This is a genomic window from Undibacterium hunanense, assembly GCF_014284335.1.
GTDB lineage: Bacteria > Pseudomonadota > Gammaproteobacteria > Burkholderiales > Burkholderiaceae_D > Undibacterium > Undibacterium hunanense.
Genome location: NZ_JACOGF010000020.1, coordinates 1 through 17,059 on the forward strand (window position 1 = coordinate 1; position 17,059 = coordinate 17,059).

The 17,059-nt window shown below is 52.2% G+C and carries 16 protein-coding genes; 4 read left to right on the forward strand and 12 right to left on the reverse strand.

Annotated features, from left to right (window positions below; genetic code table 11):
- Positions 1–232: 232 nt before the first annotated feature.
- From H8L32_RS25355 to H8L32_RS25390, 8 genes are all read right to left on the reverse strand, one after another.
- Positions 233–760, reverse strand: coding sequence for a DUF1566 domain-containing protein (locus H8L32_RS25355; protein ID WP_222619494.1), 528 nt, complete (start codon positions 758–760; stop codon positions 233–235).
- Positions 761–1,126: 366 nt separating this feature from the next.
- Positions 1,127–3,826, reverse strand: a complete 2,700-nt coding sequence (locus tag H8L32_RS25360) for a TonB-dependent receptor plug domain-containing protein (RefSeq protein ID WP_186950655.1) — start codon at positions 3,824–3,826, stop codon at positions 1,127–1,129.
- Between the two features lie 377 nt (positions 3,827–4,203).
- Entirely contained in the window at positions 4,204–4,596 is a 393-nt protein-coding gene (locus H8L32_RS25365) for a cupin domain-containing protein (protein WP_186950656.1), read from the reverse strand.
- A 101-nt stretch (positions 4,597–4,697) separates the two neighbouring features.
- Positions 4,698–5,600 (reverse strand): AraC family transcriptional regulator, encoded by a 903-nt coding sequence (locus H8L32_RS25370; protein ID WP_186950657.1) that lies wholly within the window; start codon positions 5,598–5,600, stop codon positions 4,698–4,700.
- 240 nt (positions 5,601–5,840) lie between these two features.
- Positions 5,841–6,509 carry a hypothetical protein gene (locus H8L32_RS25375; protein WP_186950658.1) on the reverse strand — a complete coding sequence of 223 codons (669 nt, stop codon included), beginning with the start codon at positions 6,507–6,509 and terminating at the stop codon, positions 5,841–5,843.
- Positions 6,510–6,642: 133 nt separating this feature from the next.
- Positions 6,643–7,536 (reverse strand): LysR family transcriptional regulator, encoded by an 894-nt coding sequence (locus H8L32_RS25380; RefSeq protein WP_186950659.1) that lies wholly within the window; start codon positions 7,534–7,536, stop codon positions 6,643–6,645.
- Positions 7,537–7,681: 145 nt separating this feature from the next.
- Positions 7,682–8,083 carry a hypothetical protein gene (locus H8L32_RS25385; RefSeq protein WP_186950660.1) on the reverse strand — a complete coding sequence of 134 codons (402 nt, stop codon included), beginning with the start codon at positions 8,081–8,083 and terminating at the stop codon, positions 7,682–7,684.
- 243 nt (positions 8,084–8,326) lie between these two features.
- Positions 8,327–9,250: a LysR family transcriptional regulator gene (locus tag H8L32_RS25390; RefSeq protein ID WP_186950661.1), complete on the reverse strand. Its 924-nt coding sequence runs from the start codon at positions 9,248–9,250 to the stop codon at positions 8,327–8,329.
- Positions 9,251–9,573: 323 nt separating this feature from the next.
- Here H8L32_RS25390 and H8L32_RS25395 point away from each other — a divergent pair, with 323 nt between their 5' ends.
- Together H8L32_RS25395 and H8L32_RS25400 are read left to right on the forward strand one after the other, a co-directional pair.
- Positions 9,574–9,864 (forward strand): DUF4148 domain-containing protein, encoded by a 291-nt coding sequence (locus H8L32_RS25395; RefSeq protein ID WP_186950662.1) that lies wholly within the window; start codon positions 9,574–9,576, stop codon positions 9,862–9,864.
- Between the two features lie 348 nt (positions 9,865–10,212).
- Entirely contained in the window at positions 10,213–11,157 is a 945-nt protein-coding gene (locus H8L32_RS25400; RefSeq protein WP_186950663.1) for a hypothetical protein, read from the forward strand.
- Positions 11,158–11,185: 28 nt separating this feature from the next.
- Here the strand turns inward: H8L32_RS25400 and H8L32_RS25405 are convergent, their stop codons facing one another.
- Both H8L32_RS25405 and H8L32_RS25410 read right to left on the reverse strand, forming a co-directional pair.
- Entirely contained in the window at positions 11,186–11,950 is a 765-nt protein-coding gene (locus H8L32_RS25405; protein ID WP_186950664.1) for a hypothetical protein, read from the reverse strand.
- A gap of 393 nt (positions 11,951–12,343) precedes the next feature.
- A complete protein-coding gene (locus H8L32_RS25410; RefSeq protein WP_186950665.1) occupies positions 12,344–13,141 on the reverse strand; it encodes a hypothetical protein in 798 nt (265 codons plus the stop codon).
- 452 nt (positions 13,142–13,593) lie between these two features.
- On the opposite strand from H8L32_RS25410, the gene H8L32_RS25415 reads away from it, so the two are divergent.
- Positions 13,594–14,436, forward strand: a complete 843-nt coding sequence (locus H8L32_RS25415; protein WP_186950666.1) for a lipase family protein — start codon at positions 13,594–13,596, stop codon at positions 14,434–14,436.
- Between the two features lie 36 nt (positions 14,437–14,472).
- On the opposite strand, the gene H8L32_RS25420 is transcribed toward H8L32_RS25415, so the two are convergent.
- Positions 14,473–14,727: a DUF3224 domain-containing protein gene (locus H8L32_RS25420; RefSeq protein WP_329605229.1), complete on the reverse strand. Its 255-nt coding sequence runs from the start codon at positions 14,725–14,727 to the stop codon at positions 14,473–14,475.
- Positions 14,728–15,062: 335 nt separating this feature from the next.
- Here H8L32_RS25420 and H8L32_RS25425 point away from each other — a divergent pair, with 335 nt between their 5' ends.
- Complete coding sequence (locus H8L32_RS25425) at positions 15,063–15,413, forward strand: GlpM family protein (protein WP_186950667.1); 351 nt, start codon at positions 15,063–15,065, stop codon at positions 15,411–15,413.
- A gap of 67 nt (positions 15,414–15,480) precedes the next feature.
- Here H8L32_RS25425 and H8L32_RS25430 read toward each other — a convergent pair whose 3' ends face one another.
- Positions 15,481–16,614: a DegT/DnrJ/EryC1/StrS family aminotransferase gene (locus H8L32_RS25430; RefSeq protein ID WP_186950668.1), complete on the reverse strand. Its 1,134-nt coding sequence runs from the start codon at positions 16,612–16,614 to the stop codon at positions 15,481–15,483.
- Positions 16,615–17,059 lie beyond the last annotated feature (445 nt).

Genomic DNA, 17,059 nt, shown 5'->3' on the forward strand with positions numbered 1-17,059 from the left:
GTATTTCATCATGCGTCAGCAGTCATCAAGCGGCTGCAATAAAGACCGAATGTATGGCTGCAATCGACTACGTCAGGTTTAATTTGAAAATGCTCTTGCAAATGGGGGGCGTCCATGTATGCGCCGCGCGCACCATATTTTCAATCGCATGGTGGCATTCGGTGCGCATGGCGCACCCTACTCCCCCCATACGACATCAAGCCTTACGATGCCTAGAGCAAAGGCCGATGGACTAAAACGCCCTGATCGCCCGGACGCGTTCCTCAGCCGAACGTTTCATCAAATCCATCCGTGCACCATTATTACTGATAACAACAAAGGCTTCAGAGTCGCTCTTTTCGTTGGAACTCCAGTAATAACCTTCACTGAATTTGCCGATGTTCCTGTTCGGGCCATTGGTACCATTCCCTATCGTTTTAATCATCAGTTCCAGCTCGTATAGGGAAGGCAGGTACCAGTCGCCAATGCCATTCAACTGGTAACGTGCGCAAAGTATGGCAGCGTAATCGCCGGAGCCATATTTATCGATAATTTTTTCCGTATTGTACCGGCCCATACCGATCCCATCCCTTACCGTCATTGCCAGAACATTCGGGCTTTTGGCAGGGCACCAAGCTGTTCTTTCAACCGGATCGACAGGCGCGGCCATCAAGCCATGTTCACCGCTTTTATCGAGATAAAATATGATGCCGCCGTCAAGCTGTTCACCTATCTTGTATTTCGCACCTGCTGCAGTCGTTCCATTTGTCATCTGATCCACCGTAAGTTATGAAGTGTAGAGTTTCCGATAAACTATGCGCCTGAAAATAAAAGAATGCGCCAGAAACGGTCGTGTCCAATCGCATTCAGTTTATACACGGCAAATACCGGTTTTCGTTAATCATAACCCAACACTTCCAGTGCACGCCATTTTTTTATCTGTCTGGCATGCACTTTGGCAGAGAAATCAAGATCACAATTATGTGGAACTGCCATACACCTTGCTTCATGATGTGTTATCTGTCGGCATTGACGGAATGAGCCTTTACTATTTACGGAAGATATCCGGTGCACGACACCCTGCCGCATAGACAATAAGCAGGATGTCATGTCGCGCACCGTTTTTCTTCACAGCCAAAAACGGGAATTACGCACCAAATTTATAATTCACCTCCAGCCATCCTTGTCGTCCAAACGGGGTAAATGAACCTACAGGGTAATTCGGCCAGCCGCCGCTGTAATCGTATTTGATCTTGTTGAACACATTGTTGATGATCAGCGATACCGACAGGTTCTTGCTGGCCTGATAGACCGTACTCCAGTTAGCGATGCCCGTCGGGGACAGGTAGTATTCACCAGAGCCATTCGGTATCTTGCCGTAACGAGTGACCGTCAGTGTATTGGACCAGTCGCCCTTGTTCCAGTTGACGCTGGCGATCAGTTTGTCGCGCCAGTCTGAATTGCCAAGATCGGCCAGGTCATCGTAGAGGGCATCGCCTTCAAACTGTTTGGACTTCTTGCTCAACACCTTGCTGTAATTGGCCTTGAAAGTAAAGCTGCCAGCCGTCGTTGTTTTCAGCAGGTATTTGGCACTGATGTCGATGCCGCTGGTGGCCTGGTAAGCCGCATTGATGGGATTGACCCAGATCTCCTGTATTTCACCGGCATGGCTGAGCGCATTGGTCGGATAACGTTTGATGCGGTTGATGGTGTCGGCACACAGACTGGATTTGATATCGCGTTTGCCAGTGCGGCAATCAGCTTCATCGCGCAATAACTGGTCTGCGCTGAGGTTGACGACCATGTCGCTGATCTTGATGTTCCAGTAATCAAGCGAAACATCGAACTGATTGCTGGGTGACCAGACCACGCCCACGCCAAAGGATTTGCCTTTTTCTGATTTCAGGTCAGGGCTGCCGAACTGCACATAATTGGCGCCTGGCGAGTAATTCGCATAGTCACAATCCTTCAGTTCCTGCCCTTCGGCCTTGCAGCGATAATAATCCGTCGTGCTTGAATAATAACCGGTGCCGCGTGCCTTGAAGATGTAGTTCATGTCCGGCGCACGGAAACTGGTGGCATAGTTGGCGCGCAACAGCAATTCTTGCGTAGGGCGAATTTCCAGACCACCGTTATAGGTCAGCTTGCCATCCTTGCGTCCGGCAAAGTGATAATCATCATAGCGACCGGCCAGGCTGGCAGTGACTTCTTTCAACAGCGGCACATATACTTCTGCCCCCAGCGCATAACGTTTGCGCGAGCCGCGCACATCATCGGACTTGGTAACGGTATTGAACACGCCCTGGTTAATCTGCGGATCAGGCAGGTTATCAAAACTCTGGTTACCAATTTCTGCGATGCCTGCGGTTTTGATGGCTCCGGCAGGCAGTTGCCATAATTCACCATTCAGTGCCACGCTCAGGGTTTGCGTGCGTGAACTGTCGGCACTGCGCGAGGCGGCAGTGATCTGGTTGAATTCTTCGGGTGTCAGCCGACGCGTCAGACGTTGCACGTCGGGGGCATAGATGGCGATGCCAGCACTGTCCAGTCCCAGTTTGGGGCCAAGGAAGAAAGTATCAATATTGGCCAGGGTACGTGGTACCACGTTTTCACTGCGGTAGGCCGATGCGCTATAAGCCGCTTCATAATTCCACTGCGAGCCCGGCAACACGCCGCGTATGCCCAGGTTGATACCTGCCGAGGTGTCGTCCCAGCGACGGTTGAAGCGGTTCACGCCATTGATTTCTTCTGGGGCAAATACCTTGCTCCAGGCCTCATAGGCGTTGGTGTTTTTATTCCAGAAATAACTCTGGTTTGTCGATGACGATACCCAGCTTGGCGAACGTGTATCGTTTTCTGTCTTGTTCTTGCCCAGCAGGATATCAGCGAACAGGGTGGTATCAGCATTTAGCGTCAGATTGCTGCTGGAGAAAAGATTCAGGCTCTGGTTCTTGGTTTGTACTGTCCAGTGCATAGGGCTTAAACGCGGGCTGGCGCAATAGCTGCCTTTGCTGGTTTTATAGCTGATCTGGGTGCCGTCAAAGAAATCGCTCAACTGGCTACAGGCATCCCCCAGGTCGATATAGCGACCGGTCTTGATATCCTTGCGGTACAGCGTGGCACTGGGTGTACTGCGTAACGCCATGAAATCGCGCTGGGTGGCGCGCAGTGGCTCACGTTCGCTGTATTCAAGGCTGAACAGGCTTTGCAACTGATCGACATTGACCGTGCCGGAAAATTGCACGCGCTTGTTACCCCCGCCACCACGTTCGGTATCGCCGATTTTGGCATTGATGTTATACCCTTGCGTATGCTTTTTGAGAATGATGTTGACCACACCGGCAATCGCGTCTGAACCATAAATGGCTGATGCACCACCGTTCAGTATCTCTATGCGTTCCACGATATTCGAAGGGATATTTGCCAGGTTGGTGAAATTGACCGTACCTTCATAAGCGATAGGAAAATCCGCCATGCGTCGCCCGTCCAGCAGGATCAGCGTATGGTTCGGCCCCAACCCGCGCAGACTGATGGTATTGGCTGATGGCGTAAAGGTATTGCCAAAATCTTCGCCCTGGGTAAAACCGGAATTTTGCACGGCATTGTTGAGGGCATCGTAGACATTCTTGTAGCCCTGGCGTGTGATTTCTTCACCCGTGATGATGGTCACCGCCGCCGGCCCTTCGAGGCTGGCACGCGGTATGCGCGAGCCGGTGATGACCACGGACTCTTCTTTTTTATCTTCCTTTTGCGCGGTCTGTGCCAGCGCAGCATGGCTATAAAACAGCGCCAGAGCACTGACAACGCAAGCAGATAAAGGCTTTAGTTTGATTTTCTTGGTAGGCATGGGTCTTCTTTAAAAAAAACAGCGAAGACCGGAAAATATCAAGAATATATCAACAGACAAACGAATATAAGCGCATATGGAAATTCACTCGACCACTGGTATGGTGATCTTGTGATGGGTGGTGATGGCGTTTGCCCTATTAGTGCAAAACAGCGTAAGTCGGCAAAGTGGTATGCAGGTGTGACGGTTTTATTTTTTGCATAGAGCGCAAAAAAATGTTCGGCATTTATTTTTGTTCGCGTTACGTGAACATCCTGAAAAACAGAACAGCCACGCGACAACAGGTCAGAATTTTTTACAAAAAGCAGATAAAAGTGCACTTAAAAATACGTATAAGTGATTGATATCAATCACTTATCCTCTATTTTACATTTTCATCAAATCCACACATCCAGCGCACTGGTCCTGTCACCACCCTCTTCACCTGTATTCACCACACCCCGTGGTTCTATCAGCAAGAGTTTGACTTCGTGTTCGGCATAGGGTTTGTGTTCAACACCTTTGGGGACAACATACATTTCGCCTTGCGATATCAATACGTGACCATCACGAAAATCGATGCGCAGTTGCCCTTCCAGAACGATGAAGCTTTCATCGGTATCGACATGGTCATGCCAGATGAAATCGCCTTGCAGGCGGGCGACTTTGAACTGGTAGTCGTTCATTTCGGCGATGACTTTTTGTGACCATTGTTCGCTGAACAGGCTGAATTTGTCGGCGAAGTTAAGACTTTTGTAGCTCTTTGCGGTGGTGTCTGGCTGGGTAGACATGGCGGCGTATCCTGTGGTGGAGTGAACAAGCCAACAGCATAAGCAAAGTCAGGCAGCAAATATTGTACGATTGTGCGTGAAACTTGACACTGTATCGCGCGCTATCGCTTGATCTTGGTCCCATGCATTTTCAGCCAGTGCAGTGGTGTCAAACCGAAGGCCTTGCCAAAGTGTTTGGTCATATGGCTTTGGTCGGTAAAACCTGCCGTCAGTGCAGCATCCACCAGGGAATAGCCGTCCATCAACAATTTTTTGACCATATCCAGGCGACGCATGGTCAGGTAGCGATAGGGGCTGGTGCCAAACAACAGACGAAAATCGCGTGACAGGCTCCAGCGGTCACGGCCACTGTGTTCTTCCAGCTCTTCGAGGGTGATGCCATGGACTAAGTTATCCGAGAAATTATCTGCGCGCTTACCAGCGATTACGCTGTGGATGTATTCGCGCGCCCGTTCTGCTGCCTGGTAATCAAAGCGCTGGCTGCTGGGGCTGCGTTCAGGGCTACCTAAGAACGTGTCAGCGATTTTACTTGATGCGCCATGCATGGCGTGGGCCAGGTCAAACAGGGCATCCTGTTCTTCCAGCACATCCATGGGTCCATCCATGCGTTGCAGCAAGGCCAGGGTGGCGGTATGCAGACGCGGGGCTGCCGAGATGCCGTGCTTCACAAAGGGCAAAGGCTGTCCACCAAGAATTTGCTGTATCAGCGCCGGTTCAACATAAATCATGCGGTAGCGAAAACCATCACCAGTACCAGCCTGCCCATCATGCGCCTCGTCCGGATGCAAGACGATGGTGCCACCTGGCAGGCTATGGCATTCACTGCCGCGATACGTAAAGCTTTGTACACCAGACAGTGTGGTGCCTATGGCATAGGTATCGTGCCTGTGCATGGCATAGGCATTGCCGGCGAAATAGGCTTCGATACGTTCCAGCCGGTTGGCGTTGCTGCCCGGGGCATGGTGTATCCAGTCGCTTCGGTGGTCCTTGGGGTGTTTGCTCATGGCTTTGGGTGTGATGCGGTGGCTGCCACTATTTTAAGCGTTTGTGAGAGCATGTGCTGAAGCCGCTGCTGTATGCACCGTGTACACCATATCTCGTCATGGATTTGGTGAGTTTGAAAACGGTGCGCGTGGCGCACCCTACGTATTATCCATGCCCATGCGCGAGGTCGAAAATGGTAGGGTGCGCCACGCGCACCGAATGCCGCCATGCATTTGAAAATATGGTGCCCGTGGCGCAGCCTACTTTGGCTGTAAGACGGACCGGTAACGGCGTTCCGCTTCAGTCGCGTCTACCCAGCCACAGCCTTCGGGATGATAGCTGACAAAGAAAAGCAGCGATGACTTGAGGTCTGGATTCTGGCTGTCGACGAATTGGTATTGCACATTTTCTGCAAGAATATCCGGCTTGTCAAAATCGAGCAGGGTTTTGCGGGTGCGTTCTATGCCGTTTTCCAGTATCTCTGACTTGGTGCGGAATCCATATTTGAATGTCCTGCGGATGGCAGTTTCGGCGGGTTTGCGATCACGGCTCAGGCGCTGTATCTCGCCATTGGCGGCGGCGTATTCCACCTGTGGATAAATCTCCAGAAAGAAAGAGCTGTCCGCACCGGCCTCTTCACCTGCCTGCGATGCGATGAAGACGCCGTCGACATCCTTGACGGTACGGTAGACTTTCCAGCCACAGTCTGCGCTGATGGCATTCATTTTTTGTTGCCGGACAATCTGCGGATAATTAAAGATGCCCCAGACGGCAGCAATAACGACCAGGTTGACGATGACCAGGGTAATCTTGCGGTTGTTGATGCTTTGTATATTGGCAAAGCGAATGACGTAGCGTGCACACAGGCTGCCCAGCAATATAAAAACCAGCAGGCATGCCAGAAAGCCTAAGAAGCTGATGATACCCATTCAGAAACGCCTCGTACTTTGATCTGCCCTTAAACTGCCTGTGAACAAAAACATGGTGGTTGCATTGTGGTTCAAAAATAAGACCCGCATTATTTCATGCACCAAGCCTGGTGTCTGGCTTTTTTTGCAGAACTCAGGCTTGATGACGCAAGGCATCCACCACCAGCGCAAAGGCCGGTGAAGCCTGACGGCGGCTGGGGTAATACAGGTGGTAACCCTGAAAGCTGGGCGCCCAGTCTTCCAGAACGCGTTGCAAATGGCCATCGCGTACATGTTGCGCCACCATGTCTTCTGGCAGGCAACCAAGACCAAATCCGGCCAGCGCGGCACGCAAAATCGGCGTACTGCTGTTGAACACCAGTTGCCCTTCCACCCGCACATTCAGTTCCTGGCCATTGCGTTCAAATTCCCAGGCGTACAAACCGCCATACGTGGGCAGGCGCAGGTTGATGCAATTGTGGCCCGCCAGCTCTTGCGGGGTGTGCGGTGGTGCATGTCTGGCAAAATACGCAGGCGCACCCACCACCGCCATACGCAGGTCGGGCGCGATTCTGACGGCGATCATGTCCTTGGCGACTTGCTCCCCCAGACGCACACCGGCATCAAAACGGTCCGCCACGATATCGGTCAGGCCATAGTTGATATTTACCTCGACCTTGATATCCGGATAATCAGGCAAGAACGCGGCCAGTTTGGGCCACAAAACGGTACTGGCTGCATGTTCAGCCGCTGAAATGCGGATGGTACCGGCAGGTTTGTCGCGCAACTCGCTCAAAGCAGCCAGTTCAAATTCAATTTCTTCAAAACGCGGGGCAACGGTTTTCAGCAACCTTTCGCCAGCATCGGTGGGCGACAAGCTGCGTGTGGTGCGTGTCAGCAGCCGTACGCCCAACCGCGTTTCCAGCCCACGGATGGTATGACTCAAGGCCGATTGCGACACCCCAAGCTGGGCAGCAGCCCGGGTAAAGCTGCCTTCACGGGCGACGGTGATGAAAGCAAGCAGGTCATTGAAATTTTCTTTTTGCATTCATGCATCTCTTTTCGTCAGTAGCTAGCGCACAGGAATAATAGTAGGGTGCGCCGCGCGCACCTTTGTTGTGTCGTGCTAAAACCCGGTGCGCGCAGCGCACCCTACGACTTTTTGCCTGTACGGGCGCATCGATCAATCTGCATCACCCCGGCACATCCACTTCATTGCCGACAAAGTACGAACCATCGCTCCCTAATCCTGACAGGCTGATGTCGTGGGCATGCGGGTTGTTGAAATCGAGTTTAAGGTGGTAATTTTTGCTGGCGTCGACTGCCAGTACGACCACCAGCGGGCGGGTTTTACCTTCTTTTTCCAGCTCGTCAAACAGGCTATGCATCAACGGGCCAAGCAGGCCGGTGTATTCGGCGCTGGCATGTTGCGGGTGTAACTGACGGCCTTTACGGCTGATGAACTGGAAGTGGTTCTGCGTCTTTTCTGTAGACTGGAAGCGGCATACCACCTGATCCCATTCCTGCTTTGACGCTGCCATCAGGGCGAGCAAGACCTTGGCCATGACGACAGTAATTTCATTCTTGCGGGACATCCATCTATCCTTATATCTAATCACCCGTTTACCAGGCTGGCTTACCTTTGCAAGCGCTCATATGTCCCTGGGCCTTCCGACCACATAATTGACAGAAATCACGTCATTTTGTTCCTGTCACGGGCATCCGTGAGCAGGCCGAAACGAGTTGTGATGGCGTCCAGACCTGTATTCTATCCTAAGACCACTTGATTAACCGGAGGAAACTTGTCAATTCACCTACATTCATCCAGGAGATACTCCTCAACTCAGCCAGATATCATTCTCAGGATGCGGGTATTTCGCCAGGATGAAATCAACAAAGCTACGCACTTTGGCAGACAGCAGGCGGCGGCTGGGGTACACCATGGAAATCGACACCCGGCCAAAACACTGATCCGGAAACAGCCTGACCAGACGGCCGCTGACCACATCGTCGGTCAACTGGAATGAGGTACGCAAAGCCAGGCCCATACCTGCCAGGGCGCAGACCCGCAGCACATCGGCATTGTTGGAAATCACCGTGCTATGGATGGGAATGTGCCTGCCCAGTTCTGGCCCATCGCAAGAATTGCGCACCATCCAGTTATCGCGCAAAAATTCATAGCTGAAATTCAGGCAGCGATGCTGGGAAATATCGTCTGGTGTCTGCGGCGTGCCGTATTTTTTCAGATATTCGGGCGAGGCGCATAACACCACTTCGGATGTCGCCAGCTTGCGCGAAATCATGTTGCCATCGATTTTTTGCAAATCCAGAAAAAAACCGACATCAATTCCCTCTTCCACCAGGTCCACATGGTGGTCGGTGATTTTGATGTCCAGCACCACATCCGGAAATTCCTGCGCAAATTGCGGCAGCAAGGGTGCCAGTTGCGCTTTACCGAAATGTGGGACAGAATAAATACGCAAGGTGCCGCTGGGCTTTTTAGCCGCATACGAAGCCACGGCATCGGCATCATCAATATCAGCCAGTATCTGGCGGACCCGCTCCAGGTAGATCTGGCCGGTCTCGGTCAGAGACAATTTACGGGTCGAACGGTTGAGCAGGCGGGTGCCCAGATGGCCTTCCAGGTCAGCGATATAACGGGTCACCACAGCATTCGACATCTCTAATGCCTGTGCCGCCTTGGCGAAATTACCCAGCTCGACGACCTTGGAAAAGAGTCGCATTGATTGCAGCCTATCCATTTTTCAAGCCCCTTATTGTTTCGGATTCCACAATAGTATATTCCTGATTTGCTACTTTATTGTTGAAACCGGAAGGCCTACACTGCATTCATCGGTGGAGGACATCTACAAACAGCCCGACACCGAACCGCAATCGACAGACTTTTTTCAGTTGTCATCGGAAGTGAAGCATCCCTCTCACTTCTCATGACAATTTAAATCAAGAGGTGGTTGCAAGATGACACTGGCGTGAGTATCCCGTCTGGCCGGTTACATCTTGCAGCAAACCTCGAGTCAGATAGAAAGCGGTTTCTCTTAAATTTTATATAGGATAGGAACCCATCATGAATGCGAAACAAGTCTTTTTGGCCACTAGCGCCTTTTTTCTGACCAGCACTGCCGTATTTGCTGCTGATACAACAACTCCAGCCCCAAAAACCCGTGCAGAAGTGGTTGCTGAACTGGTACAGGCACGTGCCAATGGTGAAGAACTGGGCAGCGAAGGTTTTGCCTGGTACCCAGCACAAAAAGCTGCACTGGTAAAAGCCAATACAGAAACCAGACTGGCTGCTGAAAAAGCCGCTGCTGATTCCAAAGTTGCTGCTGGCACTACCCAGAAAACACAGCAAAACTAAGACAGCCGGTTTAAGGTCACGGCAATGCAGGCAAGCTGCACCGTGTGACCAGCAGTAAGTAATCAGCGGCAGATCGTCTGCCGCAACAAAAAGCGGGGAAGATAGCGGGCAGCGATGCCCCTGTCTTCCCCGCTTTGTTTTATAAGCCGAACCAGCAGGCTGCATGGCTATCCCTTCCCCCTCAAAATCCGCTCGTCAACAAACATCAACCGTTTATCCGCCGGCTGAGCCATGTCGGTTGCTGCTCAGGTAATATCCGTTTTAATTTTTGTAATTCGACGTGACCTCATTGCCGAATGTCAATTTTTTGGCATGGCTATTCCATTGCGCGTCCCAAAGGGAACCATCATGCAAAAAACGGTGCAGAACGACCAGCCATTAACGTCCAATGCGGTAGTCATCGCAAAATTGCTCTGTATCAGCCTGCTACTCTTTGGCGCATTGCGTCTTGCACGCACGATCATGTCACCCAATAGTGATAGCAGCGACATGATGTATATATTGATTTTCTGTATTGGTGGCGGCATGGGTCTGTGGGCAAACAGCTACGACAGCCCGACCTCAAGACGCCTGTTTGCGATTTTTTTCAATGTACTGTGCCTGATGACGCTGATGTCGAATTTCAGTCCGCGCAACAGTCAGATACACCTGATCCCGCGCTGGCAAATACTCTGGTTCGGACTTGTTTTTGTCATGAATATCTATGTACTCGCCAGAGGCAAAAAAATACATGCAGAACCGAAACAAGTGGCAGAAGAAGGTGAGACCGGGCAAGAAGCCGCTGAATCAAGTGCGCGCGACCACCATTTCACCATGACGCGTATGGTGCTGCAAGGTCTGTTGCAAGGTGAAAAAGGGGCGCTGTTCGTCAATAATCTGAAAAACAAAGGGCGCGTTATTTTTGCCAATATATGGGACGCTTTTGGAAAAAGGGAAATCAAGGACCCTGCAAAAATCATCCCCAGCAAAGAGATCGAAGTCTATGTCGATAAAACGACAAGCGGCAAAGAAATTGTCACCATCAAAATGCCAAGACCCGTTGCCAGGAATGAGACTTATTTTGTCGCCATCGTTGAGGATGAGCAGCCAGGAAGTTATTACACCTACAGTCTTGAACTGAGTATCATGCCCAACACCGGCAAAATGTTCACCATGCTGACCGGCATACGCAATGGCCATCGCGCCAATTTTGGTATCGGCCCGGCACCAGATAAAAATGCCTTCGTCGAAACCATATCCGGCATGCTGGATACCCCCAAAGAACCACAAACCATGATGCAGATGCCGACTTAAGACGGCATCACTGCTAAACAGGCCCGGTTCAGGGCAATTGCCAGGCGCTGATACTGCGCGCCTGCAATGTCATGTCCACCATGAAATCGCCCGCTGCATCCTTGCTGCCCACATCATGTGAACGCAATTGCCCTTCGATTTTGACGGGGAAGCCCAAAAAAGCATGCGGATGCAGGCCAAGGGTACGTCCATAACCACGCGTCAATGCCAGGCGCATGACAGAAGCCGACGCCGGAATATCGGCCACGGTAATCTCATATTGTTCGGTATGCACAAAGCGTCGCGTAAAAACCAGCGCGGCCCGCATTACCATCGTATACCTCAATTCGACCTGATAACGCTGGCTGGCATAGCCATTCCAGTTCGCCGCCGGTACTGGCGGGCTGATCTTGATGTGTTCATCTTCCATGCTACCCACCAGAGGATCGAACAGACCACCACGTTCTGGCAACAGGGGCGTATTGGTATTGGTATCAGCATGCGGACCTGCTGGCACGGGGTCGAAACGGGTATGGGCACCATCATCTTCCGATACTTCGCTGACCTGCCCTCTGGCCAGATTCAGCAAACGAAAGTGCATACCGTCAATCTCGGTCAAAAAACGGCCCTCGCCATTGCGTGCCGGCTTGCCAGGCTGACGACTCTGGCTGCGTTGTTCAAATTCGATACGCACACCGGCATGCGCTTGCAGGTAAAACACGCACAACAGCGTCAGCAACAAACATCTCTTGATGCTGGCTATGCCCAGCTTATCAGGGGTTTGCTGCATGGTTTTCTGCACGTTCTGTGACATGATGATCTTCCAGGTAGAGGGCAACCTGGCGCAGCATGAACAAGCTAGCTGCGGCTGTCTACCGGAAGATGAAAGGTAGCAGCATATCCACAAGAAAGTTGCAGGATATGCTGCCCTGAGAGCCTGAAGACGATGGATTACAGAACGTAGGTACGATTAGCGCAGCGTAATCGTACGTATGTTGTGCCCGTCCGTGGCAATGACGCTTCAAATTGTCTTGTCTTTTAACCCACCGGGAAAACTTCACTGTTTTGTATTTTCATCAGCAAATCAACAGTTGAAGATAGCAAGCCGTGATGGACATGCGTACGAATACGATTACGAGCGCGCTGCGCTAATCGTACCTACATAGGTTCAATGCGCAGCGCTGCTGTTTTGCGTAAATCCGATTAATTACAGCTTGAATTCAGCCTTCAACTGACGCTCAATATTCTTGCCGTGTTCTTTGCCGTACTGGGCTTCGATGGCGCTTTGCATGGTACGGGCATAGCCCACCATATACGCCTTGGCATCATGCGCGTCACCTTGCTGTATCAGTTCCAGCTCAATACCGTCCTTGTTCAGCAACTGCGCCAGCCTGGTGCTGACCTCAGCTGGCAGGCTGTCTTTAAACATCGACACAACATAGCGTTTTTTGGCGATGTCCTGCTGGGCTGCCTGCATCCATTGTTTGGTTTTTTCATCCGGCACCATTGATTCCCTGGTTTGCCCCAGGTCTTTTTCAGTCGGGATGGCTGCCAGGTCCAGTTTGGAGATGGTGCAGGCTGGCTTGTCCAGATTCAGGACGATACCGCTACCCAATTCATCGACACGGTCAGCACCACCTTTGGGGCCATAACCCTGTCTGGATTGGCTGCCACCCCAGGTCGATGTCAGATAACGCGGTACGGCAGCAGAATAATCATACAGACTGATTTTTACCAATTCTGTCGTCTGCGTCACATTGCGCTGAAAATCGCGCTCATAAATCTCCCTGGCGCCCTGCTCGGTCTTCACACCCAGTACAAAACCGTTAGGCAAAGTCAGCTTGTGGATCTGGCTGGAATTGCCTTCCCAGTGGGCCAGTTCATTGCCGCCATAAGTCAGGCTGACCTTTTGCACGCCGGGGCAAAGTTCAGCATGGGCCACGCCACTGATGGCAAACAGTGCCGCTGCAGCACAGGCGAAGTGATTCAATTTGGAACATATCATTGCGCATTCCCCTAAAGTGTTGTTCTGCAACTCCACCATCAAAAAGTTTCTTTCAAAGCAAATATCATTTTAATCACTCTGTAAGAAAAAGCAAATAGGATAAAGGGTTTGCCACAGCGCCGCTTGTCGGCCGCACCAGTATGCGCTATCTTGAAACACTGTGCATCTGGCCTGCAGTAGCGATAACAACCGGACCTGTGGCTGGCATCGTCAACAATGAATATACAAATAAATTGGACTTGCGCGAAATTGTCCCAGCACGGCTAACGCCGTAGGAAACCTCCCTGGCAAGGTCGGTTCGTTGCGTCGGCAGACAATATATTGTCTGAAACCCCGACTTCACCGTAGCGACGAAGACAGTACGAATAGTACCGAATCTTGCTAAATACGGGAGCTACAACACAGCTGGGGCAGTTTTGCGTAAGTCCACATAAATTAAGCGAGGATGATGTATGCAATACGACCCTAGCGAAACAGCATTGCTGCACCCTGAACAACAGCCGGCACTGCTCAACAAAGACAAAAAATGGACCAGCCACGCCATTTGCGCCGAACTGTCACGGCTTGTCTACTGGCGCTTTGAACAGGGTGACCAGTCATTGGCAGCGCTGGAAAACATCCTCGCCCATGCCCAGATGGGCAAACCACAGTTATTCAAAAATGCCGACAGCAGCACTCAGGCATTTGCCGTCAGCAGCGCCGACGGCAATACCACTTACCTCAGTTTCAGGGGCACGCAAGCTGATGACATGACAGACCTGATCACCGACATCCGTTTTTTTCCTGCCGAATGGAACGGACGCGGCAAAGTACACTCCGGCTTTCTGGCCGCTTTTCAAAGCATAGAAAAAGAGCTGGATGTCTGGTTCAGGCAATGTCCTGCCAATACCGTATGGATATGTGGCCACAGTCTTGGTGCAGCGCTGGCGACACTGGCTGCCGCCAGATACCCTGGCACCCGGCTGGTCAATTTTGGTTCCCCCTGTGTCGGTGACGCAGAATTTGCCGCCAGCTTTACCGGCCGCGAGGTGGCACGCTATGTCAACTGCGCCGATTTTGTCACCAAACTGCCGCCGGAATCATCATTTTACCAACACTTGCAAGGCATGCGCTACATAGACAGAAACGGCGTCATGCCACCCGGCATGAGCAGCACAGAGATGGAAGCCGATCAGGACGTCGCCGCCACCGCCTACACACTGGATTACGCCACCACGCCTGGCAACGTGCCATTTCGCAATATGGCAGACCACGCGCCCATCAATTATGTGCGCGCCCTGCTGGGGGAGTTATAGCAGCACTCACTATCAACAGGGTAAGTTCCCGTCCTGTCACGGCAGCGCATAATCAAAGCTGTAGTGATGCTGTCCATTGCTGATTTCTATCGCCAGCCTGCCACTGAGCCCCGTCAGTTCATCCGTGCCGGAATCCGGTACCACCTGCACCGTCAGCGACGGCACGCCACGACTCATGATACCCATATGTATCAGCACAAAGCTGCCCTTCCTGCCTTGCAGTGTGCCAGTCACACGCTCGATCGCCACATACCCGGCCGAACCCTTGGTCGCCGTACCCGCCGCCAGCATTTCCCCCAAGCTATGCGCCTCCAGCTCGCCGGTACGTCTGCCGCCCCAAAGCCGCCTCCGCAATCTCGCTGGCAGCAGGCTGCGGGGTCAACTTGACGGTAAAGGTTCCGGTGATGTGGGGCATGGTTGTCTCCTTGAATGTGAGAATCCGTTTTGCTGTAAGCACCAGAAAATACTGAGGTCTGTTGATGATCTGTTTCTGGCAATGACAAGCAAACTGTTTGCAATATAGTATATCAAGGTCTGCGATAGAAAAAAGGACTTCCTCAGTCTGAACAACCCCACAGGTCTGCTAGACTGGCATTCTGACCTGGACCATCAACTCAATCCATCCCATGATTGCCCTCCTACTCAAATGCCTGCTGGGTGCACTGGCCGTGTTACTGATTGCACTCGCATCCAAATCCCGTTATTTCGTGCTGGCCGGGTTGGTGCCGCTGTTTCCCACGTTCGCGCTGATCGCCCATTTTGTGGTCGGCACCACACGCCCCGCCACGGCTTTGCAAACCACCGCCCTGTTCGGACTATGGTCATTGTTCCCATATGCGGTGTATCTGTTTGCCGTGTACTGGCTCAGCACCAGAACATCCATCGTCATCACACTGGGTGCCGCCACTGGCTTATGGGCATGCGCAGCAGCGATCATGCTGACCGTGTGGTTCAGGTGTTATCCGACGGCGGGTTGACGTATCTTTCATCTTCGCTCATCGCACGAACATGGATGGTCGCGCAAGCAGTTGGTTGCTCCCTGCATCACCCCGCCAACACCTTGCCCACCACCCCACAAATCTCATCCACATCCCCCAGCGTCAGGCCCACGTGCAAAGGCAGTGTAACGGTTTCGCGGGCGATGCGTTCGGCGTTGGGGAACATGCCTTCGCGGTAGCCGTAGTGCCTGGCAACGGTAGTCAGGTGGCAGGCTTCGTAAGAGATGCCTGTGCCTATGCCTGCCTCATTCAATGCGTTGCGAAAGCTGGTACGGGTGTGGCCAAAGTTTTCATAGGGGATGAGCACGCAGAACATATTCCAGGTCTGGTCGGTCTGTCCGCTCTGTCCATTTGGTGGCAGCACGACACCTGGTAACTGTGGGAAGCGTTCAAAATAACGCTCAGCCAGTACCTGACGCTGCGCCATGAATGTATCAAACTGCGCAAGCTGGTGCAGGCCAATGACGGCAGACACATCCGACATATTGAACTTGCCGCTGGCTTCGACCACATCACGGGTCTGGTCTGGCAGCTTGCTGATGCCATGAAAGCGCAAAATATCCACACGCTGTGCTTCTGCTTCGTTATTGACGACGATGGCGCCGCCTTCTATGGTCGTCATGTTTTTGTTGGGATGAAAACTGAAAGTGGCAATATCGCCAAATGCGCCTACAGGTTTGCCTTGCCACTTGGAACCCTGCACCAAGGCGGCATCTTCAATCACGCGCAGCTTGTATCTTTTGGCCAGTGCATACAGGGCATCCATATCCCCCAGCGCGCCGGGGAAATGGGTGGGCATGATGACTTTGGTTTGGGGTGTAATCGCCGCCTCGACCTGGGCCAGATCAATCGCCCGCGTGACCAGATCACAATCCACAAACACCGGCCTGGCACCACATTTGACGATCATGTTCATCGCCGAGAAAAAACTCTGCGCTGAAGTAATGACTTCATCGCCTTCACCGATATCACAAAGCGCCAGCGCGATTTCCATCGCGCCAGTGGCCGATGTCACCAACCTGGTCGGGCGATTGCCAAAAGTATGCGACAGCGCCTGCTCCAACTCGGTCACTTTGGGGCCAGTGGTGATCCAGTTGGAACGCAGCACATCGGCCACGGCCTGTATGCTGGCTTCAGACAATTGTGGCTGGGCGAATTTACGGAAAATGGGAGCTGTCATGGCAAAAATAGGCTGTAAAAATCGAATGCCAATTGTAGCCGAAGTGCCCGTCGTGGCTGAGTATTGTTTGTTCAACGGCACATCTCGTAGGGTGCGCCGGACACACCATTTACGCAAACGGATAGCGGTATCCGGTGCGCATGGCGCACCCTACGGAGTGACAACACCTGGGTCAGATAACACCTCGAATCTAGCGTAGAAATTGATGCTAGAACTCATTTCATAAATAGGAGTGAGTGCGAGCAAGGCGATTCGGGATGCAGTGCAAGGCGTGACGCGCAGCTAAGGCTGGTGCCTTAGCAAGCGCAATGTCACCACCTCGCGCTGCAATGCGCCCGAATCGCCCGCTCCCGGAGGGTTTGCCTCATAACGCGTGCTGGACTGCGTTGGACTCGTTGTCAATAGACCCGCTATTGACTGCCTCGTCCGCCTTGCCAGCCCACGT